Origin of the sequence: Stygiolobus sp. CP850M (genome assembly GCF_037389425.1) — an archaeon.
GTDB lineage: Archaea > Thermoproteota > Thermoprotei_A > Sulfolobales > Sulfolobaceae > Stygiolobus.
Genome location: NZ_JBBHKR010000062.1, coordinates 38,420 through 63,166 on the forward strand (window position 1 = coordinate 38,420; position 24,747 = coordinate 63,166).

At 38.6% G+C, this 24,747-nt stretch carries 42 protein-coding genes and 1 tRNA gene; 18 read left to right on the top strand and 25 right to left on the bottom strand.

Features of this window, described 5'->3' with window-relative positions; translation table 11 throughout:
- Positions 1-6 precede the first annotated feature (6 nt).
- Positions 7-903 carry a carbon-nitrogen hydrolase family protein gene (locus WIW89_RS06540; protein ID WP_337720171.1) on the top strand — a complete coding sequence of 299 codons (897 nt, stop codon included), beginning with the start codon at positions 7-9 and terminating at the stop codon, positions 901-903.
- Between the two features lie 30 nt (positions 904-933).
- Here WIW89_RS06540 and WIW89_RS06545 read toward each other — a convergent pair whose 3' ends face one another.
- Positions 934-1,260, bottom strand: coding sequence for a 30S ribosomal protein S25e (locus tag WIW89_RS06545; RefSeq protein WP_337708884.1), 327 nt, complete (start codon positions 1,258-1,260; stop codon positions 934-936).
- A 52-nt stretch (positions 1,261-1,312) separates the two neighbouring features.
- Between WIW89_RS06545 and WIW89_RS06550 the strand changes: the two genes are divergently transcribed.
- From WIW89_RS06550 to WIW89_RS06570, 5 genes are all read left to right on the top strand, one after another.
- On the top strand, positions 1,313-2,062 hold the full coding sequence (locus WIW89_RS06550) for a TrmB family transcriptional regulator (RefSeq protein ID WP_337720172.1): 750 nt from the start codon (positions 1,313-1,315) through the stop codon (positions 2,060-2,062).
- A gap of 35 nt (positions 2,063-2,097) precedes the next feature.
- Positions 2,098-2,247, top strand: coding sequence for a ribbon-helix-helix domain-containing protein (locus WIW89_RS06555; protein WP_156007926.1), 150 nt, complete (start codon positions 2,098-2,100; stop codon positions 2,245-2,247).
- A gap of 88 nt (positions 2,248-2,335) precedes the next feature.
- On the top strand, positions 2,336-3,109 hold the full coding sequence (locus WIW89_RS06560) for a tRNA (adenine-N1)-methyltransferase (RefSeq protein ID WP_337720173.1): 774 nt from the start codon (positions 2,336-2,338) through the stop codon (positions 3,107-3,109).
- A 16-nt stretch (positions 3,110-3,125) separates the two neighbouring features.
- Positions 3,126-3,455: a hypothetical protein gene (locus WIW89_RS06565; protein WP_337720174.1), complete on the top strand. Its 330-nt coding sequence runs from the start codon at positions 3,126-3,128 to the stop codon at positions 3,453-3,455.
- Entirely contained in the window at positions 3,456-4,436 is a 981-nt protein-coding gene (locus WIW89_RS06570) for a V0D/AC39 family V-type ATPase subunit (RefSeq protein ID WP_337720175.1), read from the top strand. It abuts the gene before it with no gap.
- Here the strand turns inward: WIW89_RS06570 and WIW89_RS06575 are convergent.
- On the bottom strand, positions 4,413-4,748 hold the full coding sequence (locus tag WIW89_RS06575; RefSeq protein WP_337720176.1) for a hypothetical protein: 336 nt from the start codon (positions 4,746-4,748) through the stop codon (positions 4,413-4,415). The two genes, WIW89_RS06570 and WIW89_RS06575, sit on opposite strands and share 24 nt — an antisense overlap.
- Positions 4,749-4,806: 58 nt before the next feature.
- On the opposite strand from WIW89_RS06575, the gene WIW89_RS06580 reads away from it, so the two are divergent.
- Positions 4,807-5,775 (top strand): aldo/keto reductase, encoded by a 969-nt coding sequence (locus WIW89_RS06580; RefSeq protein ID WP_337720177.1) that lies wholly within the window; start codon positions 4,807-4,809, stop codon positions 5,773-5,775.
- Positions 5,776-5,783: 8 nt separating this feature from the next.
- Here the strand turns inward: WIW89_RS06580 and WIW89_RS06585 are convergent, their stop codons facing one another.
- The 6 genes from WIW89_RS06585 to WIW89_RS06610 are packed head-to-tail and all read right to left on the bottom strand — an operon-like array spanning position 5,784 to position 9,349.
- Positions 5,784-6,380 carry an XTP/dITP diphosphatase gene (locus WIW89_RS06585; protein WP_337720178.1) on the bottom strand — a complete coding sequence of 199 codons (597 nt, stop codon included), beginning with the start codon at positions 6,378-6,380 and terminating at the stop codon, positions 5,784-5,786.
- Entirely contained in the window at positions 6,349-7,005 is a 657-nt protein-coding gene (locus WIW89_RS06590) for a Kae1-associated kinase Bud32 (RefSeq protein WP_337720179.1), read from the bottom strand. The genes WIW89_RS06585 and WIW89_RS06590 overlap by 32 nt, the downstream gene beginning before the upstream one ends.
- Entirely contained in the window at positions 6,993-7,994 is a 1,002-nt protein-coding gene (kae1, locus tag WIW89_RS06595) for a KEOPS complex N(6)-L-threonylcarbamoyladenine synthase Kae1 (RefSeq protein ID WP_337720180.1), read from the bottom strand. The genes WIW89_RS06590 and kae1 overlap by 13 nt, the downstream gene beginning before the upstream one ends.
- Positions 7,991-8,185, bottom strand: coding sequence for a 30S ribosomal protein S27ae (locus WIW89_RS06600; RefSeq protein WP_337720181.1), 195 nt, complete (start codon positions 8,183-8,185; stop codon positions 7,991-7,993). The genes kae1 and WIW89_RS06600 overlap by 4 nt, the downstream gene beginning before the upstream one ends.
- Positions 8,166-8,522: a 30S ribosomal protein S24e gene (locus WIW89_RS06605; RefSeq protein WP_337700583.1), complete on the bottom strand. Its 357-nt coding sequence runs from the start codon at positions 8,520-8,522 to the stop codon at positions 8,166-8,168. The genes WIW89_RS06600 and WIW89_RS06605 overlap by 20 nt, the downstream gene beginning before the upstream one ends.
- Before the next feature lie 26 nt (positions 8,523-8,548).
- Entirely contained in the window at positions 8,549-9,349 is an 801-nt protein-coding gene (locus WIW89_RS06610; RefSeq protein ID WP_337720182.1) for a sulfide-dependent adenosine diphosphate thiazole synthase, read from the bottom strand.
- Between the two features lie 93 nt (positions 9,350-9,442).
- Here WIW89_RS06610 and WIW89_RS06615 point away from each other — a divergent pair, with 93 nt between their 5' ends.
- Entirely contained in the window at positions 9,443-9,649 is a 207-nt protein-coding gene (locus tag WIW89_RS06615) for a TRASH domain-containing protein (protein WP_337720183.1), read from the top strand.
- Positions 9,595-10,239 (top strand): UbiX family flavin prenyltransferase, encoded by a 645-nt coding sequence (locus WIW89_RS06620; protein ID WP_337720184.1) that lies wholly within the window; start codon positions 9,595-9,597, stop codon positions 10,237-10,239. The genes WIW89_RS06615 and WIW89_RS06620 overlap by 55 nt, the downstream gene beginning before the upstream one ends.
- Here WIW89_RS06620 and WIW89_RS06625 read toward each other — a convergent pair.
- From WIW89_RS06625 to glyS, 6 genes are all read right to left on the bottom strand, one after another.
- A complete protein-coding gene (locus WIW89_RS06625; protein WP_337720275.1) occupies positions 10,202-10,531 on the bottom strand; it encodes a hypothetical protein in 330 nt (109 codons plus the stop codon). The two genes, WIW89_RS06620 and WIW89_RS06625, sit on opposite strands and share 38 nt — an antisense overlap.
- Before the next feature lie 105 nt (positions 10,532-10,636).
- The gene (gene endA / locus WIW89_RS06630) at positions 10,637-11,197 is read right to left on the bottom strand and encodes a tRNA-intron lyase (RefSeq protein WP_337708861.1); all 561 of its coding nucleotides are present in this window, start codon (positions 11,195-11,197) and stop codon (positions 10,637-10,639) included.
- Positions 11,198-11,201: 4 nt separating this feature from the next.
- Entirely contained in the window at positions 11,202-11,834 is a 633-nt protein-coding gene (locus WIW89_RS06635) for a DUF47 family protein (RefSeq protein WP_337708860.1), read from the bottom strand.
- A 25-nt stretch (positions 11,835-11,859) separates the two neighbouring features.
- Positions 11,860-12,258, bottom strand: coding sequence for a hypothetical protein (locus WIW89_RS06640; protein ID WP_337708858.1), 399 nt, complete (start codon positions 12,256-12,258; stop codon positions 11,860-11,862).
- Positions 12,255-12,620 carry a hypothetical protein gene (locus tag WIW89_RS06645; protein WP_337708856.1) on the bottom strand — a complete coding sequence of 122 codons (366 nt, stop codon included), beginning with the start codon at positions 12,618-12,620 and terminating at the stop codon, positions 12,255-12,257. The genes WIW89_RS06640 and WIW89_RS06645 overlap by 4 nt, the downstream gene beginning before the upstream one ends.
- Positions 12,613-14,340: a glycine--tRNA ligase gene (gene glyS, locus WIW89_RS06650; protein ID WP_337720185.1), complete on the bottom strand. Its 1,728-nt coding sequence runs from the start codon at positions 14,338-14,340 to the stop codon at positions 12,613-12,615. Before glyS ends, WIW89_RS06645 begins: the two co-directional genes overlap by 8 nt.
- Before the next feature lie 39 nt (positions 14,341-14,379).
- On the opposite strand from glyS, the gene speB reads away from it, so the two are divergent.
- Positions 14,380-15,270, top strand: coding sequence for an agmatinase (gene speB / locus WIW89_RS06655; RefSeq protein ID WP_337720186.1), 891 nt, complete (start codon positions 14,380-14,382; stop codon positions 15,268-15,270).
- A 549-nt stretch (positions 15,271-15,819) separates the two neighbouring features.
- Here speB and WIW89_RS06660 read toward each other — a convergent pair.
- Positions 15,820-15,978, bottom strand: coding sequence for a hypothetical protein (locus tag WIW89_RS06660; protein ID WP_337700563.1), 159 nt, complete (start codon positions 15,976-15,978; stop codon positions 15,820-15,822).
- A gap of 63 nt (positions 15,979-16,041) precedes the next feature.
- Between WIW89_RS06660 and WIW89_RS06665 the strand changes: the two genes are divergently transcribed.
- From WIW89_RS06665 to WIW89_RS06675, 3 genes are all read left to right on the top strand, one after another.
- On the top strand, positions 16,042-16,176 hold the full coding sequence (locus WIW89_RS06665; protein WP_337720187.1) for a hypothetical protein: 135 nt from the start codon (positions 16,042-16,044) through the stop codon (positions 16,174-16,176).
- A gap of 124 nt (positions 16,177-16,300) precedes the next feature.
- Positions 16,301-16,391: transfer RNA gene (locus WIW89_RS06670), tRNA-Glu, on the top strand.
- A 113-nt stretch (positions 16,392-16,504) separates the two neighbouring features.
- Positions 16,505-17,764 (top strand): tyrosine-type recombinase/integrase, encoded by a 1,260-nt coding sequence (locus WIW89_RS06675; protein ID WP_337720188.1) that lies wholly within the window; start codon positions 16,505-16,507, stop codon positions 17,762-17,764.
- Here the strand turns inward: WIW89_RS06675 and WIW89_RS06680 are convergent.
- The 10 genes from WIW89_RS06680 to WIW89_RS06725 all read right to left on the bottom strand — a co-directional run bounded on the left by WIW89_RS06680 (position 17,742) and on the right by WIW89_RS06725 (position 20,383).
- Positions 17,742-18,029 carry a hypothetical protein gene (locus tag WIW89_RS06680; RefSeq protein ID WP_337720189.1) on the bottom strand — a complete coding sequence of 96 codons (288 nt, stop codon included), beginning with the start codon at positions 18,027-18,029 and terminating at the stop codon, positions 17,742-17,744. The two genes, WIW89_RS06675 and WIW89_RS06680, sit on opposite strands and share 23 nt — an antisense overlap.
- Positions 18,013-18,306: a hypothetical protein gene (locus WIW89_RS06685; RefSeq protein WP_337720190.1), complete on the bottom strand. Its 294-nt coding sequence runs from the start codon at positions 18,304-18,306 to the stop codon at positions 18,013-18,015. Before WIW89_RS06685 ends, WIW89_RS06680 begins: the two co-directional genes overlap by 17 nt.
- On the bottom strand, positions 18,293-18,526 hold the full coding sequence (locus tag WIW89_RS06690; RefSeq protein WP_337720191.1) for a hypothetical protein: 234 nt from the start codon (positions 18,524-18,526) through the stop codon (positions 18,293-18,295). The genes WIW89_RS06685 and WIW89_RS06690 overlap by 14 nt, the downstream gene beginning before the upstream one ends.
- Positions 18,526-18,729, bottom strand: coding sequence for a ribbon-helix-helix protein, CopG family (locus WIW89_RS06695; protein ID WP_337720192.1), 204 nt, complete (start codon positions 18,727-18,729; stop codon positions 18,526-18,528). Before WIW89_RS06695 ends, WIW89_RS06690 begins: the two co-directional genes overlap by 1 nt.
- Positions 18,729-18,857: a hypothetical protein gene (locus WIW89_RS06700; RefSeq protein WP_337720193.1), complete on the bottom strand. Its 129-nt coding sequence runs from the start codon at positions 18,855-18,857 to the stop codon at positions 18,729-18,731. The genes WIW89_RS06695 and WIW89_RS06700 overlap by 1 nt, the downstream gene beginning before the upstream one ends.
- Positions 18,850-19,155: a hypothetical protein gene (locus tag WIW89_RS06705; RefSeq protein ID WP_337720194.1), complete on the bottom strand. Its 306-nt coding sequence runs from the start codon at positions 19,153-19,155 to the stop codon at positions 18,850-18,852. Before WIW89_RS06705 ends, WIW89_RS06700 begins: the two co-directional genes overlap by 8 nt.
- Entirely contained in the window at positions 19,152-19,358 is a 207-nt protein-coding gene (locus tag WIW89_RS06710; protein WP_337720195.1) for a protein D-63, read from the bottom strand. The genes WIW89_RS06705 and WIW89_RS06710 overlap by 4 nt, the downstream gene beginning before the upstream one ends.
- A 6-nt stretch (positions 19,359-19,364) precedes the next feature.
- On the bottom strand, positions 19,365-19,649 hold the full coding sequence (locus WIW89_RS06715) for a hypothetical protein (RefSeq protein WP_337720196.1): 285 nt from the start codon (positions 19,647-19,649) through the stop codon (positions 19,365-19,367).
- Complete coding sequence (locus tag WIW89_RS06720) at positions 19,646-19,975, bottom strand: hypothetical protein (RefSeq protein WP_337720197.1); 330 nt, start codon at positions 19,973-19,975, stop codon at positions 19,646-19,648. The genes WIW89_RS06715 and WIW89_RS06720 overlap by 4 nt, the downstream gene beginning before the upstream one ends.
- Before the next feature lie 99 nt (positions 19,976-20,074).
- A complete protein-coding gene (locus tag WIW89_RS06725) occupies positions 20,075-20,383 on the bottom strand; it encodes a MarR family winged helix-turn-helix transcriptional regulator (RefSeq protein WP_337720198.1) in 309 nt (102 codons plus the stop codon).
- A 148-nt stretch (positions 20,384-20,531) separates the two neighbouring features.
- Here WIW89_RS06725 and WIW89_RS06730 point away from each other — a divergent pair, with 148 nt between their 5' ends.
- The 5 genes from WIW89_RS06730 to WIW89_RS06750 all read left to right on the top strand — a co-directional run bounded on the left by WIW89_RS06730 (position 20,532) and on the right by WIW89_RS06750 (position 23,687).
- Positions 20,532-20,783 (top strand): hypothetical protein, encoded by a 252-nt coding sequence (locus tag WIW89_RS06730; RefSeq protein ID WP_337720199.1) that lies wholly within the window; start codon positions 20,532-20,534, stop codon positions 20,781-20,783.
- A gap of 100 nt (positions 20,784-20,883) precedes the next feature.
- On the top strand, positions 20,884-21,471 hold the full coding sequence (locus WIW89_RS06735; protein ID WP_337720200.1) for a hypothetical protein: 588 nt from the start codon (positions 20,884-20,886) through the stop codon (positions 21,469-21,471).
- A 1-nt stretch (position 21,472) separates the two neighbouring features.
- Entirely contained in the window at positions 21,473-21,991 is a 519-nt protein-coding gene (locus WIW89_RS06740; protein ID WP_337720201.1) for a conjugal transfer protein, read from the top strand.
- Between the two features lie 528 nt (positions 21,992-22,519).
- Positions 22,520-22,699, top strand: coding sequence for a hypothetical protein (locus WIW89_RS06745; protein WP_337720276.1), 180 nt, complete (start codon positions 22,520-22,522; stop codon positions 22,697-22,699).
- 535 nt (positions 22,700-23,234) lie between these two features.
- On the top strand, positions 23,235-23,687 hold the full coding sequence (locus WIW89_RS06750; RefSeq protein ID WP_337720202.1) for a conjugal transfer protein: 453 nt from the start codon (positions 23,235-23,237) through the stop codon (positions 23,685-23,687).
- Positions 23,688-24,747: the final 1,060 nt, after the last annotated feature.

The window sequence follows — 24,747 nt, forward strand, 5'->3', positions numbered from 1 at the left end:
GAATGAATGCTTATAGGGTTATTACACCTTAAGCTTAAAGAGGCTAGCAAAAAAGCGAACGTGGAAAAGGCAAAGAAACTGATAAAGGAGGCGAAGGAAAGGGGCGCTAAATTAGTTATCTTACCCTCTTTATTTCCAGTAGGAAACATTTTTGAAATTTATGAAAATGATAAGAAGTCTAAGAGTATTATAAGGAATCTCTCGGAAAAAATTCCGGGTACTATTACGGATACGTTGATAAATTTAGCCACCGAAGGCGAAATCCATCTAGTTGCAGGTCCAATTTTAGAACAGGCAGGTCCAAAGGTATTTCTTACCACCCTTATCATCTCACCCCAAGGTGAGATAATTGGCAAATATAGGAAGGTAATTATTTCCGAAAAAGACGTGAGACTCGGGATATCCTCTGGAAAAGAGCCTGTATTCATGTCTTTAGACAAAAGATACGGGATTTTAGCTGAAGACGATATTTTCTCTCCTGAAATTAACAGAGTTTTAGCTCTTGGTAATGCGTCTGCTATTATCGGGTCGATAAAGGCGTATGCTAGGAGTCCAGATATAGTTAAGTACGTTGCTATAGCTAGAACCTTAGAGAACGGCATACCGTATATATTGGTTGGTGAGGCAATAGAAGACGAAAACGGTGAAATAATAGGCTCGTCACCTACTTTTGTAACTAGTACTAACTCTCTAATCTATAAACAGGCTGAGGATGAAGACACCGTACTATATGTAGAGACTACTGTGCTAATGCAAGAGAGTTCTAAGGAACGTATAGGCAAGATAAATAACATTGAGACGATATTACAAGGACTGTGTAAGAACATAAAGAAAATGAAAGCTATGGAAAGGAAAAAGATAAACCAAGAAGACAGACACGAAAAAGAAGAGGAAGAAGAGTAACTTTTATGCTCTTTAGTAAATCATGTGGTTTTAAGAGCTAGTTATGTAAACTACTGTCCTCCTATTTTTCACTACTTGTGATATCATTCCTTGTCTTTCGAGTTCCTCTAATATCTTCTTAGCAACGCTTATGTTGACATTAATCTTATTTGCGAGAACATAAGGTGTGATTATTTTTTCCTTCTTTAATTCCTCTTGAACTTTATTTATAGTGTCCTTATCAACTGTGATTGCCTTAGAGGTAACTTCCTTACCGGTCTTGCTTGTTTTCTTCTGAGCTTTCTTCTGGGTTTCCTCTTGTTGCTTCTTTAATCTCTTCTCTATATTACTAATTGGTTTCTTACTCGCACCACCCATTGGATTCCCACTAAATTTAAGTTAGTAATTTGAGAGTATTAAACGTTACTTTATGGGACAAGACTTACCTATTGATGATATAATAGGCCGTATTAGTAAGTTGGCTTCGGGGCTAGGGATAAGTAGAAATGAGCTGAAGGTTTACTTCCTACTCCTTATTAACGGTAAGATGACAGCTAGAGAGATCTCTGATAGGATCGGGATTTCGTATACAAAAATTTACCCAGTATTGTCTAGACTAGAGGGAAGAGGATGGATTAAGAGAGTAGGTAAAAAGCCAGCTATGTTTGCGGCTAATTCTTTGGTTGACGTATGGTCTACTGTAAAGAAGAACATTCTTGAATCAGTAGAGAAAATAGAGAAAGAAGTTATAACCCCGCTTTCATTACTGCTATCTACTCAACCGTCGTTGTACAACATAATGTTAATACCTCCTGATAGTGTGCAGATGAGTTTTCAGCAAATTCTCAAAGAGCCATCGTCGATATACTATCTCGCAATATCTTTTGACGAACTTTTAACAGAAGAGGTAATAAAGCTTCTAGAGGCTAACGCTTATAAGAGTGACGTCAAGCTAATACTCATAAAACCTAGAGAAATCCCTCCGATAATTAACTTCAAAATCACTGAATCAATGTTCGGTAGTGGCATTATAACAAATAGATCCATAATGTTAATAGTAAAATCCTCTGAAAATATCCTTTATGGCTTGTACTCAACTCATGTGTACTTCATAGAGATCGGTAAGGTGTACTTTAATTATTTGTGGGAAAGGTCAGGTAAACAAGGGAATAATGCTTAAAAATTATCTCAGAAAAACCATACTAATTGACCGTTATGAGAATAATAACTGTAAAACTACCCGAACAATTCTTAGAAGCAATAGACGAATTAGTCAATACTGGAAGATATACTTCTAGAAGTGAAGTAATAAGAGCAGCTTTAAATGACTTTATAAGAAAAGAATTGTGGATAGAAAACGGATGAACATATGATGAAAGCTGGTATTTTTGAAAGGATGAAATGCGACATCAGAGCTGATTTTTAAAACCTTACATTCTTTTCTTACTTTAACATGCCATTAAAAGAAGGTGATTCAGTAGTCATATGGGTTGACCCAAAAAGAGTGTTTCTAGTAAAGGTAGAGAAAGGAAAAAAATTCGGCTCAGATAAAGGTACCCTAGACTTGTCTACATTAATAGGAAAGGAATATGGTTCGACCGTTTCTCTCTCGACTGGTGTGCAAGCTTATTTGCTTAGGCCTACACCTTTAGACGCTTATAATGGGTTGAGAAGACCTTCACAAGTACTATACCCTAAGGATATATCTTACATGATTTATGTGTCTGGGATTAAAGAAGGGGATACTGTTATTGAAGCTGGCACTGGATCCGGTTTCCTGACGATTTCCTTAGCATATACGGTAGGAGAGAAAGGTAGAGTTATTACTTATGATATAAGAGAAGATATGCAGGAAACAGCTAGAAGGAACTTATCGTTTATGGGGCTATTAGATAGAGTAACTTTTAAGCTCAAGGACATAAGGCAAGGAATAGATGAAAGAGATGTAGACGCTGTATTTCTCGATATGCCAGACCCTTGGAATACGATACAATATGTCCACGAGATCCTTAAACCTTCTGGTTCAGTAGTAATCTTTGTCCCTACAGTTAATCAAATAGAGAAAACTGTGCTTAAAATCAGAGAATTTGACTTTGTAGATGTGCATGCTGAGGAATTAATCGTTAGAGAATATCAAGTGAAGGAGAACGCGACAAGACCCAAAAATATAGGTGTAGTTCACACTGGTTTCATTATAAGGGCAAGGAAATCAATAAAAGGGGGCTAATAAAATATTAAACGAAATGTCCTCAAAACTAGCCACTTACGCAAACCTCATAATAAAGTATGAAAACCAATTGAAAGACGTGGAAAAGAAGACTGTAGAGGACGGTAAGAAAATTGTTTTAATGGCGGAGTCTCTCTCCTCACAGTTTAGAGCTGTTGCGGAACAAGTTATATCGCAGATTTTTAAAGAAATCGATCAAACTTATTCATCCCAAATTCAACAACTATCCAAGAAGTATACTGAAGAAAGGGAGAAAGAAATCGAAAAGATTAGAAAGCAAGCTGAGAAAAACGTTGATAGAGCAATGGAATTAGTAGTATCCAAATTATTGGAGGTATATAAGTAAATGAGCTTCGCGTACGCTACCGCATTAGCAAGAGTATATAAGAGCCAGATACTAAGTACAGGTACCGTAAATGAGTTATTAGAGTCAAGTAGCTGGAAGGAAGTTGCCAACATATTGAGAGAAAAGGGTATAATATCTGAAGTCCCGCAAACTATTACGGATTTCCAGACATATATGAAAAATAGAGCGTTACAGATTTTATCTACTGTAAAGAATTATACTTTATCCTCTAAAATCACTTCGTCTATCGTAGATTTGTATAAATACGTCGTAGAGTTAGATGACATAGAAGCCATAGTATCTGCTGCGTTGTCTAAGACTCCTTCCTTTCGTGTCTATCTTTTGAAAGACCTGGCTGATATAAAGCCTCAATCCCTTGAAGACGTGTTATCTTCTCTAACTGGAATTGAGAGGGAAGCTTTGGAATTCGCCTTAGAAAAAGCCAGTAATAAGTCAGCTGCCGTAATTAACACTTATTTAGAATATTTCTTTATCAGTAGGTTATCGGCGATTGTAGATACATTTAAAGGAGACTGGATCTCAAAAGCCAGAGAGATAATATGTGGTTACAAGGATTACTATTCATCTCTTATCGCGTATAAAATGCATGAGCAAGTTCCAGATACATGTAAGATGAGCAAGGAAACTGTGAGGGACATAGCTAGCTCCTCTTCAAAGGAAGAAGTTCTAGACATATTATCGAGGTCACCGTATGGTAAGGATATAACTGCAAATGATGTTTATTACTCGTTCGCTAAGTTTAAAAAGATAACTAGGGCTCAAGCAAGAAAAGCTTCTCTAAATGCCTTTATGGGTTCACCTTTCACACCTGTTACCGTTATGGGGTTAGCAGAACTGATTAGGTTGGATACGGAAGATATTATTACGATTGTTAACGGTTTAGCTTTAATTAGAAACGGAGAGAATAAGCAAAGGGTTGTTGAAGACATTAAGTCGCTACTTTCCTTTGAGCTCATCTAAGATTTTTTTGTCTATTATATATCCTCCGTCAGCATCTCTAATAATTGTATAATCAGGAATTTCTGGAGGGTCTGGCATACCTATAAACGGCTTCTCTTTACCCAGATATATCCATTTGAGCCTACCACCGAACTTTTCTAGTTTATACCAATACTTCCCTATGTAGACGTATTTTTTACCGTTTTTGTAGACTAAGTGATAAGGCTTTAAATACACTCCGTACCCCTTTATTTTACTGTTGTACTCATAAACTCGCAATTTTAATTTAGAAAGAACCTCATCAAACACTTTTTCTGGTACCTTTACTAACATTAGTAGTCTATTCTTTTTTACTCTCAAAAATCATATCTACTTTTAGACGGGTATTAGTATGAAGCTAAGACGCGTTAATAATACGTTAGAAGTGTCTGAAATAGGATTAGGCTTATGGAGTATCGTTACGGACGAGTGGGGAAGTGATATAAATAAAGCGGAAGAACTTTTACGAAAGGCATATGATGTCGGCATAAATTTCTATGACACTGCTGACGTTTACGGAAAAGGGCTAGGTGAGAAAATAATAAGTAAAGTTTTAGGAACTAAGAGAGATAGAATAGTCATTTTAACAAAAATAGGACTTGATTTTTACCATAACACGAGACCCGTAGGGAATTACGACATTGAGTACTTGAAATTTGCGTTTGAACAAAGTTTAAAGAGGTTGAACACCGACTACGTGGATATACTCATGCTGCATAATCCCAAGGCTAATGTGATCAGGGATAAGAAGGTACTTAATTTCTTTCAGAGCTTAAAGAAAGAAGGAAAAGTAAGAGTTATAGGCGTTGCTCTGGGACCTACACTGGGATGGGGAGAGGAAGGAATAGATGCGATCAAAATGGGATATGAGTCTTTAGAGTACATATTTAATCTCATAGAGGTGATGCCAGGTATAGATTTCTTAAAATATGACATAGGTCATTTTGTAAGAGTCCCTCACGCCTCAGACACGCTTAACGAGAATAAATGGCCGATAGAATACGATCAGAAACTTCACAGACATTTTAAAGATATCAACTGGATTAATAGGGCTATAGAGAGATCTAAAGAATTAATACCTTTTGCAAACAAGAAGGGTATGAAGCTCTCTCAATTAGCTTTGAAGTTCATTCTGTATAACAAGAGGGTATCGTCAGTAATCCCCAATATTACTAATGAAAGAGAGTTACTTGAGTTTGTCAAGGTCGAGGACTTACCAGATTTGACCGAAGAAGACTACAATTATTTAATCTCGTTCTACGAGAGGAACTTCAAAGAACTTAACAAGGAAAGTATTGAAGAGACTAAAAGGTACAAGTAATCCTTTGTTCAAGTTTTTCTTTCACTCAGGTAGTAATTTAGAAAGGACATGAAGGCTTTAGCCCTATGGGAGTATTTGTTCTTCTCCTCCGTACTCATTTCGGCAAAAGTTCTTTCCTCGTTTTCTGGAATGAATATAGGATCGAAGCCGAAACCCTTTTCACCTTTAATCCTCTCACTTATCCTTCCGGTAACCACACCCGTAAACAGATTTATCTCTTTATCGCTAACGTAACACATGACAGTCTTAAAGTAAGCAGAACGATCCTCTACGCCGTTTAAAAGTTTCAATATACCCTCTAGCCCTAATTTCCTCCTCACGTAATTCGTATAAGGTCCAGGGAAGCCGTTTAAAGCGTTTATGAACAGACCACTATCCTCTACTATCAACGGTTTTTTTATCACTTGGTATATGGTAATTGCAGAGTATCTCACTATTTCCTCAAGATTATCCGCTTGTATCTCGAACTTCGGTATGTTTAACCACTCTATTTTGATCCCATGACTTTTTGCGACCTCAGATATCTCCCTGAACTTATTTTCGTTAGAAGTAACTAAAAGTATCTTGTCATTACTATTTATTCCCCCTTCTTCTCTCTTCGACATATCTTCCCCTCATTCTGATTTCCTTAACCTTCTCTAAAATTTTATTAGCGTCAACGAATTTCTTGTAACCTTCCAAGAACCCTTCAAACAACACCTTTTGATATTTATTATGTGTACTTTCAAGTGACCGTAAAAACACGTGAACATCTACAGCAAGGTCTTCTTCCCCCTCTGTCTTTTTAGCAAGTCCAAAATCTATAATGAACATCTCGTTCTCGTTAGTTAGGATCATGTTATTAGTAGTGGGATCACCATGAGCAATACCTAATTTATGGAGCCTTCCTAATATTTCTCCCATTTGTTTACCCACAAGTTTAAGGTTTTCCTCACTACCACTATAAGACAGTAGATAGTCCTTTACAGTAACACCCTCAATGTACTCCATAACAATTAAAAACTCGATAGGGTCTACTAGAAGGAGTGCAGGGACGTTCACACCATTTATAAGTGAGGTATAAATAAGCCTTGCTTCTAACTTAGTCCTATTACTGTTTATCTCATAGTCCAACTCGGGATTCCTGTAACTCTTTCTAATTCTCTTTTTAAAAATAGAATGTATCCCGGCGAAATATCCCTCGTAAATAACAGCTTCTGCCCCTCTTTTTATTTCCTTTAACCTCTCCATGGTATATCAACTTTGTCAATTCTCCACCTAGGCCTTACAATACTCTCCTCTACTGATACGGTTACATTATTCTTAGCCGCGAGTAATCCAGTATAAGCTATCATTGCTCCATTATCCCCTGAGTACTCGGGGGGTACTATTTTCACAGTAATCCCCCACTCTTCTTCAAGCCTCCTTAATTTCTCTCTTAAGCTAACGCTCGCCGCTACCCCTCCGACTATTAATACCTCTTTCTTTCCGGTTAACGCTATGGCTCTCTCCGTAGCTTCTAAGAGCATGTCAAAAGCGTTCTCTCTCAAACTGAAACAAACGTCTTCTAACTTATTCTCCTTCACAGCCTTTAGTGCTGCGGTTAACAACCCAGAATAAGACATGTCCTGCCCCTTTACAACATAAGGTAACTTAATATACCTTTCGCTCTTCTCCGCGCAAATATCTATCTGATGAACTCCGTTAACTACGTAAGGAGGTGCCAGACCCACTTCCCTAACAAAAGCGTCCATCATATTTCCCAAGGCTATATCAAGGGTTTCCCCGAATACTCTATATCTACCGTCTACAAACACAGTGATTATAGTATTACCTCCCGAAAGGTATAATATAAGGGGGTCTTTAGCTTTTGTAGTGAACCTACCTATTTCTATGTGTGCAATCCCGTGGTTTACTGGTACTAACTTTTTACCGAAAGCTAGGGCTAGAGCTCTCGCTACTGTAGCCCCTACCCTTAGTGCTGGTCCTATACCTGGTCCTAGAGCTACAGCAATATAATCAACGTCCTTTATACTCACTCCTGCTTTATCTAATGCCAATTTAACTATTTCAGGGGCTACTTCAGAGTGATGTTTACCGAGGTCAGAGGGCTTCATTCCACCTTCTTTCGGTACAAAAGTATCCCTTACGTTAGATAAAATCCTAATTCCGGACTGGTCTTCCTGAACTATTCCAACTCCAAAAGTGTGAGCTGTACTCTCAATCCCTAAAACGATCATCTCCCTTTACCTATAAACTCAGTGTAACCACACTTTCCACAAGCCCACCTCTCTACGGGCTTCATATGATGTGCCATAATGCTTCCGCATCTAGGACATTTTTTATTCTTTAACTTAATTTTATCTCTTTCAATCACATAATAAGTTCTTACTATCGCCTTAGTCCCTTCATTACCCTTGCTTTGCGGCATTCTTACCACCTTTCTTTACTTTTTGCCCAGTATCCCTTCCTATTAAGTGTTTTGGCTCAACTTTCTCCAAATCTTCCTTGTTTTTGTATATGTTAACTCTGACTAAACTGATACCTCCCCCGTAAATTGTCTCCACGCTCTTCACCACTATTAGGTCTTCTTTTGCACCATAGACAGCAGAGAGTGCTGATATTATTTCTTTTCTGGAAGGAGTTCCAGTACCTATGTGGAATATTTTTAAGGTCAACTCCCTTCTGTTAAAAACGTTATTTTGAACGTCTTTTTCCACTACCCCTTCAGCCTTCTCCGATACCTTAATCTTTAACTGCTGTGCCATTGGAGTAAAAATATAACAACAAGGCTTTAAGAGTTACGCAAGTCTCTTATTATATCTTCAGCGACCTTCTTTCCAGAGAGAACCATTGCCCCGAATATCGGACCCATTCTGGGTAGACCTTTAACTTCAGTCACTGCCATTCCGGTAGCATATAGTCCAGGGGCTACCATACCCGTGTTTTCTACAGTTAGCTTTTCAGCTACCTCACTGTAGGCTGACTTCTCACCAGGTATAGTAATCCCTAACTCAGGAATCTTTCGTGAGGCCACAGAGATCACCTCTGCATCGTGTCCAGTCGCATCAACTACAGCTTTTGCTGATATGAAAATCGGGTCTACGTGAAGGCCCGCCATTTGCGTGGCGGTCCATTCTACTGCAACTCCTGCAACCCTCAGTGGGTTCTCCCTGAATATCACGTCATCTACGGTAATCCCATGAATTATCTTTGCCCCGGCTGAAATTGTCGATGCTGCTAATTTAGCCATAAACTCAGCAGTGTCTACTATGTATACCCCCTCTTCCACCTTGATCAGCTTGATACCCATTTCTCTTAGTATCTCATCTGCAGGACTCTCTATGACTATTTTATGGAATAACATCGCTCCTCCGCCTATACCCCCACCAAAACTCAGTCTTCTCTCGAATACTACCGTCTTAAGACCAGCCTTAGCCAAATAATAAGCTGCAGCCATTCCGGACGGTCCGGCTCCAACTATTACCACATCATTTTGTATAAGGTCTAACCAATCTTTCATAGTGTACTCGATTATGTATCTGCTTATCTTACTTTCCTCGACCGATTTGATCTGGATTGAGTCAAATTGCACTATTTCCCACTCTCACTTAATCTACTTATTAATCTACTTAAATACTATTATTATAACAAACTTATTTAATATAGTCTCTCAGGAGATAAAATTATGCCAATGCAATTAGACGTTCATACTAACGCATTAAGGTGCAGTTGGTGCGGTAAGTTTATTCATGAAGAACCAATAACCGTAAAGACTTGCTGTAATAATAAACCTTGGGTGTTTTGTAGCAAACAATGTTATAACATGTGGGTGAGGGAATGGCTAAAGAGGCAAGAACAGAGGACTGGAGAAAGAAGAAAAACCTTATTATAACAGGTATTTCAGGAGCTAGTGGTACAATATACGCTATCCGCTTTCTGAAAGTCATTAAAGAGATGGGGTTTGACTCAGAGGTAATCGTCACGAAAGGTGCTGTAAAGGTCGCTGAGAAGGAGTGCGGTATTGATCTTATATCAGAGATCGAGAAATTTTCATTCTCAGTTTATTTAGAAGAGCAGATTGAGGCTCCGCCATCCAGTTCAAGTCATACGGTAAAGGCTATTGGGATGGCAATAATCCCGTGCAGTATAAGGACTTTAGCCGAGATCGCTTCCGGTATTGCCTCAAACCTTTTAGTTAGGACTGCCTTAAACTTCCTCAGAACCAGAGGTAGGTTAGTTCTATTGGTGAGGGAAACACCACTAGGGGTAATTGAGCTTGAAAATGCTCTCAAAGTAGCTCAAGCCGGTGGTATTATTTTACCGGCTTCACCGGGTTTTTATCACCATCCTAAAAATATTCAAGATGTAATTGACTTTGTAGTAGGGAAAGTCCTCGATATGTTAGGGATAGAGAATGAGTTATATACTCATTGGGATGAAAAGTCTACAACAAGTCAAGGTCTCTGCGACCATACTTCTTAGATAGAAGCTCTTTCACTTTATTGTCGTACTCATCCCTTTTCAACTCTTTCTCCATATCCTCAGTATCCCCGTTCTTCTTGTTAACCGCAAACGCACACTTGTTCCCAGGTAGTAAAGCCCTCTTCTCACAATACGCATACTGACATTCTCCAGTGATACATACATCCCCTACCCACATACAGTAGCCGATTTTTTGAGGTGTTCCTTTTATGTACTTCTTCTGTATGCTCAGAGCCTTTTTATTACACCTGAAGAAGGGGCATAAGTAATTACATTTATCGCCTAGTGGCATCGGTTTAGGTTCGTCGAGATTAAAGTCTTGTTTGCCACGTCTTAGTTCCCTTCCGCTCAAACCGTGAATCACCCAATTTTTTAACGGTAGATATTTAAATTAGAATTAGATTTTCAGCCATTTAAATATTATGTACCTAATATTCCTCGTGACGGGATTTACAATACCCAGTATAAGTTCTTTCCTAGTGCTGTGAGATACCCTACCGAAGCCTAAAATCTCATTCGGTGAGATCTCCTCGTCTTCTCTGAGAGTTATGATCAAGTAAGGAGCATGCTCGATCCCCGGTCCTATATTATAAACTGCGAAGTCCGCCCCATACTTTATACCTGATCTAACCACGTAATTTTTGTCCCTCAGATCCTCATAAACGGTGTAAAGAATATTAAACCGAGGTAGTAAAGTAGTTCCCAAATTGTATAACTCGTCGTAAGTAAAGTTCTTTTCAGCACCGTCAACGTTTGTGTAAACGCTTATTAAACCTTTCTTTAAAAGATAGGTAGCTTCTATTATCGACAGAATCAAGGGGCTTTTTATATCTTCAGGACTTTTAGGCTTAGATATATCTAACGGTTTGCCGTAATAACCCATCCTATAAACTTCTCTAGCTTCTTCCACATTCTCGATAATGACTTTATCTTTCACCAATCTTCCTTTGGGCGACATATTTTTACTCCCTTAAAAAGCTCAAGTACATTATATCATTAGCTGCGTCCCTGAGCAAATCCGCGCAATCCTCGAGTCTGTCTGCTACGTCCTTACTTAACATTAAAAACGCCATATCTCCGTTTTGTTTTTCAAATAGTTTCAGCTCAAAATTCCTATAAAGGTCATCGATCTCTTCCTCTATTTTTATTACATTCCTAGCCTTTTCCGAGGACTTCTTAGCATTAACAGATAGTAATCTAACGGACTCTATAAGGTTCGTAGTAGCTGCAATTAGTTTTTCAACCATCGATATTGATAAGTTCAATAAGATATGGTCTTGGCTCTTTATTCTGCTGATTAGCACACCGAATCTGTATGATGCTGCACCTATATTTTGTGAGACTTTTTCGAGTTGCATTATAATATCTAAATACAAATTACTGTAAAGCAAACCCTCGCTTACTTTGAGCACATACTCTCCTATTTTATATCTTAAATCCTCTACTGAAGACTTTATACCGTCTATCTTAGAATAGGCTTGCATGTGGTTCACATTACTTTCTGTAAATTGCTGGTATAGTATCCTAAGTTGGTCTAATATCGAGTTAGTCATGCTTTGTATCTGTTCTTCAATGTTAAGTTCAGGAACACCCATTGCTATGATAGAGGTGTTGTCATGGTTAATAAACGAATTTCAAAATTAATGAACGTATTTTAGATACAATTTCTAGGTCTCTATTTATTTCTTCAGCTAGATTCGTTTCTTTTTCTTTAGCTTTTATCAAAGCTTTTTCATCGTCATTAAGCCCGACTATGTAGAAATAGTTTAAGAGCCCTAATGCTTCCTCCTTCATTTTGTTATTCGTCACGTTATTGACGTGGTTAACTATAACCTGAATTCCGTTAAGCAATTGCCTCCTATTCCTCCTCAGCCTCCTTAATAATTTCTCCAACTTCTCTTGTTCGATTTCTGGGAACGTCAAGTAATTCTCAAGCTCCTCTAAGGTGAGATGGTACTCCTCTACTACTTGCTCGAAATGAAGTAAAACCCTTCCTATTTCGATTTCGCTCTCATTCATTGAACCGCCCTAACGCTCACTGTACTATTATCTTCTAAGCCCAGCTTCAGCATATCCTCTGCGTTACCCCAGATCTCGTTGTCAGGTAACCCGTCCTGAATAATAACCTTAAATTTGCTTCTCCTACCTTTTACCGAAACTTCAGCCTCATCCTTAATGTTCAGCTCTTTAGCCAGTTTAGCAGACATCAGTATTAATCCTTGGTCTATATCAGCCCTCTTCTTCATTTTAACTCTCTTTTCCTTAATTTGTTTAGTATTTTTCTTTAGGGCTGACGCAGGAGGTATAATACTAACTAATGACTTTACGTCTACCTTTTTCTCTTCCTCCTGCTCAGCCTTATCTGGTTGCTCCTTACTCATTATTATCAACTACTCTTCCTAACTTATTAAACTCTTCACCTTTGAACAGTTTTTCTATTACCTCATCAAGCCTTTCAATCTCAACCCTTATTTGATTCCACGTGTCTCTATCCCTTATAGTTACCGTATTATCAAGTAGTGTAGTAGGGTCTACAGTAATAGAGTAAGGTACTCCGATCTCATCCACTCTAGCATACCTTTTCCCTATACTCCCTACATCGTCGTAGATAACATCATACTTTTCTTGTAAATGATTATAGATCTCTTTAGCCTTCTTAATTAACTCGTCCCTTTCAAGTAATGGGAACACAGCGAGGTCGTATGGGGCGAGCTGCTTTGGTAATGACAAGACAATCCTACCCTCTTTTTCCTTATATGCGTTAAGTACTGTTAAGTATAAACACCTCTCGACTCCGAAAGACGGTTCCACTACGTGCGGAATAAAGTGGGCTCCACTAACCTTTTCTTCTCTCTCAAGAACCTTAACGTATTTCGATATCTCTCTGTCATTAACTTTCACCCCTTTATTAATCATTTCCTCGATTTCCTCCGGCGACTTACCGTTTATGAACTGCATAAAAGTCTTTACGAACTCCTTCCCTTCCTTGTTAAGTTCGTCCCTATTAATTATTACGGTCTTCTTCTTTACTATTTTGGGCGTATCATATTTTTTGAACACCGTCAAGTCCTGCCCGCTAAACTTCATATGCCTCGATAAGTCGTAATCAGATCTATAAGCATGCCCCGAAATCTCTACCTTTTCTTCCCCTATCAGAACCATTTGATCGAAGGTCTGCTTCGAATAGTGAGCCCTCTCATGAGGCAGTTTCTCTTCAAAATACGTAGAAGATTGGGGTATACCGAGGGCGGAGACGAACTTAGTAGCAACTCCCATCCAATACGCCATCCACGGGTTTAGTATTACCTTCTCTTCCACAGCCTCACGGAGTTTAAATTGCACGGGCTTCTCTCCTTTAACCTTTTCCTCTCCCCTGAGGATGTTGACACTAAGCTCTCCTACCTTATCTAGGGGAACTTCACCAGGTGACTCAGGGTCGAAGAAGAACTCCACTTCCATTATGGTGAACTCCCTCATCCTTATCAGACCTTGTCTCGGCGAGATTTCATTCCTCCCTACTCTACCCACTTGTGCGATCCCCAAGGGAAGCCTCTGCCTAAAGGACTCATAAACCCTCTTAAAGGAGGTGAACATGCCTTGTGCCGTCTCAGGTCTTATAAACCCCTTATTTCCGGTGTAAGGTCCTATGTTAGTTTCGAATAAGAGGTTAAACAGCCTAACCTCACCTAACTCTCCACCGCACTTAGGGCACTTTATTCCTTTTTCCCTGATTATCTTGTCCAGTTCAGACGGCTTTAACCCCTCTACATTCACCTTAGCCATCTCCTCTATTAAGTGGTCGGCTCTGTAAACGTTATGACATTTGGTACACTCAACGATAGGGTCGGTAAAGTTTTCCACATGACCGCTTGCCTCTAACACTTTATAAGGAGTCACTAAGGGAGTCTCTATCTCGACCACGAATTCGGCGTTATCTTTTATGAAATACTTTCTCCACAACTCAACTATCCTGTTTTTAATCCTAGTACCTATAGGACCAATGTCATAAAGACCGGCTACTCCTCCATAGATCTCGTAAGAAGACCAAAATATCCCCCTTCTCCTAGCCAGTTCCATTACCTTAGTTTGTAGATCACTCATACGAGATAAGCATATAAACGGGATAAAAAACTTCTACTCATGGCTGACAGCAGACTATTATTTCTCAACGAGAACAGCAGAACCTTTGCGGGGTTTAACAGACCCGCGTCCCCCTTTGTGATCGTAGGGCTTCCCATGGACACCACCAGTAGCTTCCGACCCGGCTCTAGGTTTGCACCATCAGTGATAAGAGACACAGCACAGTACATAGAGTTCTACTCCATAAGGAGCGGAGTCGACATGGGAGAGATAGGATTTAACGACGTAGGGGACGTAATACTCCACCCCTCAAATAATGAAGAGAACGTGAGGAGAATAGGTGAAGTAGTCTCCTACTTTGCTGAAAAAGGGAAAGTAGTCGTAGGTATAGGAGGAGAGCACACCGTAACAATAGGTACTACTAGGGGGATAAGACCCGATTGCTTGGTAAGTGTTGACGCTCACTTGGACTTAAGGGACGACTACTTGGGGTATAAGTATGACCACGCGTGCGTGATGAGGAGGATCTCCGAGGACGGGGTAAAGATAATAGAGATAGGGACTAGGGCTGTGTCAAGGGAAGAGATCGAATACGCTAACGAAAGGGGGATAAGTTACTTCACACCTAAGCAAGTAAAGCTGTTAGGAGTTAGAGAAGTTGCACAAAAAATAGTAACGACTCTCAAGGAGTGTAATAAAGTGTATATTACGTATGACATGGACGGGATCGATCCCTCCTACGCCCCGGGAGTCGCCACACCGGAGCCGGAAGGATTAGACCCTACCACAGTGTTAGACATAATGTCCTTAGTAATCGATAAGAGGGTCGTAGGCTTTGACGTTGTAGAAGTATCGCCTCCTTTTGACCCCTCCGGGATTACCTCAGTATTAGCAGCGAAGTTGATTTTGGAAACGGCAGCAATGGTGTGGAAAGCCAGACAGCAATCTTAATCTCAAGAAACTTTTTACGTAAACATTGTTTATGATCAGCTGAACTGGTATATTCATGCCTAGAATGTTGAGTAAGAGTCTTTCCGAGATATTACTTCGCGTTCATTCTCTAGTTATTACGCTAGCTTGTCACAATAACGTCGTTACGAAATCTTAGACTTATGCGAAATTCTAGGTTAGTACCACCATGAGTACATATTTTCCGTCTTTTGACACGACTTCACTTCATTGAGCAATCGTCGATACTTAATTATTATTACATCCACACGATACAAGCCACGAGCTTCAAATCTCTACGACTATATGTTTTGTCTCCTAATTCTCCTTATTTCTTCCACTAAACGCCTTGTCAACAGTTTCAGATAAACCGTGAATTTTATGTCATTTGATATCATTCAATATTCCTAGTCCCTTTAATGCTATTAAGTAAGCTGAGGCTGTATGCCTATCGAAACCCTTCTCCCTCATCATCCTATCATGACCCTCAGAATTTGTAGTACCCTTTGGATTAACTAGATATCAATTGCTTCCTTAGAGCCAATTAATTTACTAATCATCTGGTAGGATAACAATTACAATAACCTCCTTTTCCATCAAGCCCTTAATCTTCTCATGAACGTTCTTAGGAACGTATATTGCGTATTTCGGGTCACCGTACTTATCATGACCCATTGAGGAGATCTTTGAGTGAAATGTAACTTGAACCATATGTTATTATTTACGGAAATATTTATAAATATTTCCGTTAACATTAAATTGAAGGGTGCCATTATGAACTCGATGAGCAATGTGAGGGGGAGGAAGGTGCCCAATGAAACTCCCCATGTCCTTGAAGGGAGTGGTTTAACTACCGCTCCCGTAGACGGCATGGGGAGCCGGACAAGGGGAATGAGGACGAGAGGTTGAATACAAATTCATGAAACCTCAATGAAAGTCCGACCCCTAGCTCAACATCTGGAAAGCATTAGCAAATAACTGAATTGCTCCTCCTTACGTAAATCTTTTAAGGTCGTTAATATAAGATATTAATGCCGCGGTAGTATAGCCCGGTCAAGCTCTACGCGCCGACAGTATGCAGGCCTCTCAAGCCTGTGGCCCGGGTTCAAATCCCGGCCGCGGCACTGATTTTCCCTTAAATTGAAAGAGGACTACGTTCTCTTTATAAAGGCGTAAATGGAACAGCAATCCTTATTTTTGGAACAGCGTCACTTTCTTATAAGTAGGGTAGAAATGTATGCTAATTGACGTTTCTAAACTGGACGAGCAACAAAGGAAGAGAATTATTAAGAAGTTAGTAGAGAAGTTGGGGTTATCTCAAGCTGCAAAAATGCTGGATGTCGGTAGGAGTACTTTATATAGATACGTTAACAATGACCAGAACATTCCTTTGGAGGTAGTTAAAAAAGCTGCAGAAATGTTAGCCCAAGATGAACTTTCAGACGCTATTTACGGGTTGAAAGTTGTAGAAGTTGACGCTACTACTGCATTATCCGTAGTTGTTAAAGCTATGAAAGATGAGAAGTTCCGGAACTTTTTCGTTTCGATACTTTATCAATATTTAGGAGATTATTTGAAGAACGTATCATCAACATACGTTGTTACTGAAGAAGACGTGAAGAGGTTCGAAAAATTGCTCCAGGGTAAGAGTAAGAGCACTATTGACATGAGGATGAGGTATCTTAGGATAGCGCTTACAAAGTTGGGATATGAGTTAAGCCCGGACAGTATCAGAGACTTAATAGCGGAGTTATCTGAAGATAGCAGTAATATAGCCAGACATACCGCGAATTCCTTGAAACTATTTATCAAAACGGTAGTAAAGGAGAAGAACTTGCAGTTAGCTCAGCTGTTATATAATTCGTTCAAAGTTCCTAAGTCTAAGTATAAATACAAACCCCAACCGCTTACTTTAGAGACGTTAAGAAGAATCTTTGATAATATAGACCACTTAGGTGCTAAAGCTTTCTTCTTATTGCTATCAGAATCAGGGCTCAGGGTAGGAGAAGTATACTCGCTTAAGATGGACCAACTAGATCTGGAAAACGGAATAATAAAAGTAATGAAAGAATCAGAAACCAAGAGGGCCTATATTTCCTTTATCCATACAGAAACTAGGAAGTGGTTACAAGAAGTTTATTTCCCATATAGGGAAGAATTCGTAAGAACCTACGAATTTGCAGTTAAGCAAATAGGAGCTGATGTAGAAGCGTGGAAGCAGAAACTGTTCCCTTTTCAGTTAGCGGACTTAAGATCTTCAATAAAAGAAGGGATGAGGAAGGTTTTGGGAAAGGAGTTCAGACTTTACGACTTGAGGAGCTTCTTTGCCAGCTATTTAATCAAAAACGGAGTATCGCCGATGATAGTTAACATCTTACAAGGACGTGCTCCCCCAGCCCAATTCCAGATACTACAAAACCATTATTTTGTGATGAGTGAGATAGAGCTCCAAAAGATATTTGATGAAAAAGGGCCTAAGCTGCTTTCTCCAAAATAAGGTCTATTTCTTTACCTAAATACTGCTCCCAAATCTGCTTAAGAGAAACAGGTAAGGTGAGCATAAAGTAGTTACCATGTTTATATAAGCTCCTCAAGCCGATTAGGATTTCTTTTTCGCCTACTATTGCCGTAATGCTCCACTTACCGTGGCTTAAATACCTTTCAAAACGGTGAGGTAAATAGACATAATAGATTTCTTTCTTGCCACTCTTCATCTTCGATACTGTGACTCCAGGTATCAATAACTTACCCACTTCGGCCATTAGATTCACCCAAACTCCCAGTTTCACGCCTTATTCTCTCTATTATCATCTTCAAATGCAGATCTTGCTTCTCTTTACTGCTTATCTGCAGCGCTATCTGCATGCCTCTTAATAATATATCCCTCTGTCTCCTTAATTTTTCATTCTCCCTCTTCAGCTCCTCGTTCTCTCTCTGCAGCCTTGCTACTTTTCTCTCTAAAGCTGCTATTGTATTAAGCGCTTTATGGTATTGCAGCTCTAATTCTCTGTTTTCTTTAATGATGTCATTTATTGTCATGTCTTATCGCCCAATCTTCCAAGGTAGTTTGTCTCATCTTCTTCTCTTTCTTCTTAGACCAATGTGATGAGTAAGGACAACTTAACCTATGAGGAGTCCAGGAATCCTTATCAAATACTCCTACTCCTTTTCTAGTCTTTGCAAATACTATTTCAGCTCCACAATATTCACAGGTAGTCTCTCTGATTATACTCTCTATCCAATCTGGAACTTCTGACATTACAGCTCCCTCCCTACCGTTTTATTTCGTAAATTCTCTTCAAAGGAATTGGAATTCTTTCTGTAAACTCTGCCTTTCCTACATAAAAGATAGAACTTTATTGCGGTCCTAATTACCTCGCTTCTCTCCTTAGCATTATTAATGCAGTATAAGTCTAGTTGCTCTAACAAGTCCTCCTCCATTTTAAATGTGACAACTCTCATTATTCTTCCTCCTCATCCCTCCATAATTCTTCTCTTAAATCGTCGTTCTCAGCGAATTCCCTGCACATTTCTTCATCGAAGTCTATTTCACAATTTTCTTCGTGTATCTTCTTCGCCTTTCTAGTCATTTCTCTTCACCTTCTTCTCAGCCCATCTTAGCAACCTTTGTTTTTTGATTTCCTCGGGGTCTTCTTCCTCTTCGAACCACACATCTATGTAAAGGAAGTGCTTACGTAACTCCTTAATCTCTTCCTCTTGGTCTTCACCTACAAGTACGTGAATTATTGCACCCTCATCATCAGCATGCTTAACTTCGTAGATATAGGGTAGTATTTCCACCATAAGCATGCCGATCTCCTTATATGTCTTTGACTCTAACGGGGAACCCCAATTTACATTTAATACCTTTATCATTGGAATGTTCATTCTTCTCTCACCTCTCTTTTTAGAGAATATAAATTAGCTTGAATCCTTTGTGCCAGGGATATTGATTTCTCTATTCTGTTTACTGCTTCATCATCTATTACGTCAGAAAATCTAAAGTCTATTTTCAACAATCTGACTAGCGACAACAGTTCGCGTATATCCTCATCTAATTCTATAAATATGCTTGGTAATTGTTCTGTCATTCCTCCTCACCTCCTTAATTTCTTTGCGTTCTTTCTGTAGACATTGTATAATTCATTCACATGATGGCATAGGAATCCGTGAGCTCCTGCCTCACAAGAGCAGAAGAAGCGGATCCAGTTATTGTTAATAAGAATCTCCGTGTGGTGGTACGTGCTCGGCCTGGAGCTGCTAGCTACGTCTCCGCTTATCTTAATAATTCCGTGCTCGTCCTCTTCGATAAGTATTACTTTGACTTTCTTATCAGTCGATACGTATACATATTTAGTATTAGCAGCAGTAGTAGTGCTCATTTCTCCTGACCCTCCAATGCTGCTATTATCCTTAATGCTTTCTCTGCCTTCTCCCTGATTCTTTCTATTACCCACTTCTTAGCTTCTTCGTCCATCTCTGCTATCTGCAATATTCTTTCGTCACTGGGCGCATAGCCGTTTAGAAACTTATAGTACGCAGTTTTGCTCAGCTTCTTTTCTTCTATCTGCTGTTCGAAATCTTCTCTGAATTCCTTTACGAATTCTATCTTATCTTCTCTGTCCAGTAAACTAATTAAAAAAAGAAGATCTTGTTCCTTCTCCCCAACTGGGGAGTTTACCTTTCTTGGGACTTGAAGTGTGGACATTTTTCCACTCTCTACATTATCTGTAGAATGTAGAGTTATATAAATTTTACTCTCTACGTTGAGTGTAGATAATATTTAAATAAAAATAGTTAAGGAAAATTATTGTTTATCGAGACTATTCAATAAATCATTAAGTTCTAGAAGTTTATTGAAAACAGCCTCTCCCTTCTTGCTAAGTTTTACTATTTTCTTTATACTGCCTACGGATGTTTTTTCCTCGATTATTTCTATTAGTCCCGTCTGTTGGAGTTCAGGGATTACTTTATTTATTGTACTCCAACTCGATTGTGTGGCTTCCCTTAGTTCAGTTAATGTACACTGCTTCATCATGCCTATGTAAAATAGAATTTTCATTTGAGTTGATAAAACGTCGAAAAGTTTGTCATTTATTTTAATTTCCATAGCCATCTTTCTTCACTCTACATAATGTGTTATGTGTTAATAACTTTAATAGTTTCAGTTGTCTCTGAGTGTTCTATTTAAATCTAGTTTCTACACACAACGTAGAGAGTAAAGTTTTTTAAGCAGTTTAACTACACTTTCTGTAGGGAGTAGTATGACTACTGAAGTAGTTACTGCAAAGTACAGATTTCTAGTGTTACTATATCAGCTAGGAGGAGAAGCCAGCTGGAGCGAAATATTCTCTCACTGGAGAAATAGCGAAATAAGCAGATATGCGGATGAGCTGAAATTACAGGACCTTGTAGTTGATAGATGGGAAAAGAATAAAAGAATATTTAAAATAACTGAAAAAGGTATAACATTAGTTAAAAAAATTCTAGAAATAGAAATGATGGTGGCACAATGAAATCCTTCTTTTTCATTATTTTTATTATAGTTATTCTCTTCTTCATTCTTCTTCAATTAGAATTCTCTATGTCAGAAGAGAGTAAACTGGGGAGTTTAAGATGATCCTGGCAATAGGATATAATCCTCTAATCAGTAAGTTGCAAGATATTCCTAATTATATAGTGTATCCTAGATTCTTTGATGATAAGAGAGCATTACTTATAGAGAGAAATTATAAGAAATATTTGAAAGAACTCTGGTTGAACAAAAACAAAATAGAAGTAGCGTTATATCCAGATAATGTCAATTACATACTTCCAGTTCCAAGAAGCATAACTTATGTAGTTCCCATCCATAATTTAAGCCAACTAGAAATTGCTGACAAGTTGAGGGAAAATGATTACAAAGTAATTGTAGGATACGCGTCGGATCCGAAGTACAGGGACTATACAATCCACGATTTCGTTAAAGCGTCTAAATACGAAAAGTGGTACTTAGGTATTTCCACTAAGCGTGAGCTAAAAGAAGCCCTATTCTATTCTTTTAACTACGGAGACATTACGTTAATGCTTCTTGGTAGATTTCCACAGTTAAAGGATATCAATTACATAAAGAGAATGCTGAAAGAGCTGCTGCAATTGATAAGTAAGCCCCAGGGTAGGCAAAGTAGTATTTTAGAATTTTTTCCGTTAAACTGGGGAGTTTAACATGACTAACGTCTACTTCTTCAAATCTAATAATATAATAAGGATATTTCAAGAGCTAGTTAAAGGACCTAAGCTAGCCCGGGACCTAGCTAAAGTAATTAACACTGCTTCTAAGGAGATCTATCCCAGGATAAGACGTTATATTCAAAAAGGCTGGGTTCAGGTTCAGAAGGTAAACAACATTAACGTTTATTCCTTGTCAGAAACTGCTAAGAAGATATTACAGCTCCAGGGTAGTTTTGAGAAAATAAAAGAAAAAGCAGAGAAGGCCCTGGGGAGAAAATTGGACGAAGATGAAGTAGAGGTTCTAAGATTCTTCTATGAACTTAACGGTTATGTAGAAAGGAGTGAAAATGAAACAATTGCAGAACAGATTTATTATGCATTAAAAATGAGGATAAACCTCTCCAGGATAACTGAAATATTAGATGAGTTCACTAAGGCCAGGGTATTGTTTGCATATAGGTTAAAGAACGGTCTAATTCTGAAGGTAAGGCTGAATAAGAACCTTCTCCTCTAGATCGAGAATAATAAGCAGCTAATTCTATCTTCCTAATTTATCAATTTTGTAATAAATATTCAAATATCGGTAAACTCCCCAGTTTAATTTGTAAAAGTTCTTCTATTTTTTATGAAATTGTTTCAATAAACTTCCCGATTAACTGTAACAAATTCTAACTTCTCTAAAAAGAGATATACTATTAATAACTACTACTCAAACTTTCACAAAAAATAAAACAAACTTTTACACTTTCACCCACACTTTCAATTTTACGTATTTTTTATGAAGACTAACTTACACTTTTTTGAGACTAATTGAATTTTCATTTTCATTTTTAGAAAATTTTATGAAAAGAAAGAAGGCCTTACGCACTTCTTTTTACCCTGGGCCTTAAGCTTTCACTCTTCTGTTTTTCATTTCACATGCTTAGTAGTAGTTATACATACTAGTTGAATTTTTCTTATTAAACTGGGGAGTTTATTCAATCTCTTTATCTCAACAGTAAAGCTCTTAAACATCTAAACAGATATTTACTTAGTGAGTGAAATGGTGTCTCACCCAACGAGTAAGGAACAACTGTGGGTAAGCCCTCAATACGCCAGGATAATAAAGAAGATAGCTGTAGACATAGGAAAAAGATACTCAGACGTTGCCGACGAGGTATTAGACTTAGGCCTAAAAGAATACGCTAAGAAGTACAACATCGACTTGGAAAAATATAAATGAGGAAGAAGGATAAAATATAATGGGGGCTAAGGGGAATCAGCTTCCAAGCCATTCGTCACCTATCGGCATGCCCCCGTCATCACCTCTGGGGGTTTGCCCCCCTATTTAGATGTGTAGTTAAACAGATATTTAAATCTTTTGGTTTCTTTTTCTGCACATTTATTATTACAACTGAGGAGTTTATTGAATTTTTCTAACGGGAGCAGAAAGCCGGGATCCCATGAGTAGCGCTTATACTGCTTACTTAACAATTTTTCAAAATTCAATGAGAAGATAAGCTTAATAGTTGAAAAGATAAGTAATGAATTAGGGATGAGGGGGTCAGGTCAGCTGTCGGGTATCCTTTCATAGGTCAATTCTGACCCTACTCATCATCCCCTCATCCCCATTTCTACTTCTGCAAAAACATATTTAAAAATCTTTTTGTTTTTATCTTTGCCCTTTTATTATCACAATATGAATATTATAACAGTTCTTTTATTTCATTCTAAATTTTTTATGTACTCTGTGTACTTTAATATTAGGGTTACTGGTTATGTTAATCGAGGACAGAATTTATCGCTCAATTAAATTACTGCTTTACACTGCTAAAGAGGAGAATACAGAGGTCACTGCGACTAAACTGCAGAAGATTTTCTTTTTACTTGAGAAGGAGAAAGGGGTTCAGTTAGGACTGGATTTTAAGCCTTGGTTCTTCGGTCCTTATTCGTCGAAATTACAAGATTATATTGATAAACTAATCGAATCAGGAGAGGTTGATGTTGAGGAGGAGGAAGTAAGAGATCCATTGAGCGGAGAAATAATAGGGTACAAGAGGAATTACGTTTTAAAGAGTGAGTTAAAGCCTGAGGAAGAGGAAAAGGAGATTGAGATGTTTTTCAGAGAATGGGTTAGGAAGAGTAGGACTGAGATCCTAAACTACGTCTACAAGAAATACCCGGAATACGCTAAATATTCCATAATTAGAGACAAGGTTTTAAGTAGGTAAACTGGGGAGTTTATTCAGTTTCATTGTTTTATTCCATTATTTTCTTTTTTCTTTACATTAACTAACTATCTTTTCTTTCACACTAAAAGAGAAAAACTATTTTGTATTTTTCTACTTTTTTGCACACTAAAAGAGACAAATAATTTTCATTTTTTGCACACTAAACGCAAAAAAGCAATATATTATTTCTTTATGGAGAGACTATTATATTAAATACTCTTTTTAGAGAACAATTATTCATTATTATATTATGTATATTATGTTAGTACTTCATCATGACTTCTCCTTCACCACTCCTTCACCCTCACCACCACCTCTCTCTCCACTTCTTCATTTTCATCGCCAGCCCCTGGGTCCGAGAGTTCGAAATTCGAGAGTTCGAGTCCGAGGTCCGAGACGAGACTAGGAAATCTTAGCTAGGGAAAGCCGGGAAATCCAAGCAGGGATCCGGGAAATCTAGGCATAGGACCCAGGCTAGGAAGTCTGGGAAATCCTGGGAATTCCGGCTAGGCTAGGCAATGCTTCTAGGCAAGGCAAAGCCGGAAAAGCCGGGAGACCAGGCAAATGCCGGGCAAAGCCAGGCACGCTAGGCGAGGCAAAGCTGCTATGCTAGGCAAAAGCTATGCTAGCAGGCAATGCCAGGCAAGGCAAGCAATTAAAATCGGGGTTAAGGGGCGTTAGCCCCTTATAGATTAGAAACGAATTAGGGAGGAGTGAGGTAGGTTGGGTTAGGGAGGTAAGGAGGGCAAACAATGTAGGTAAAATAGGTTAGGTGTTTAGTTAGCAAGGGGTTAAGGGGCGAAGCCCCTTATACTAAAAGTAAGAATAGAACTTTAGTGTAAAACGTTCTATAGAGTAAGTTAGGGAGGAGGTAAGTTAGGGAAGTAAGGAGGGTAGGCTAGCTGGATAAACTAGATGGGGTTAAGGGGCGATAGCCCCTTATAGATTTTAGGGATTAGGAAGGAGATTAGTGAGGTAAGGAAGTAGGTCCCGGGTTAGCAAGGCAGGTTAGGTGTTTAGTTAGCAAGGCAAACGGGGTTAAGGGGCGAAGCCCCTTATA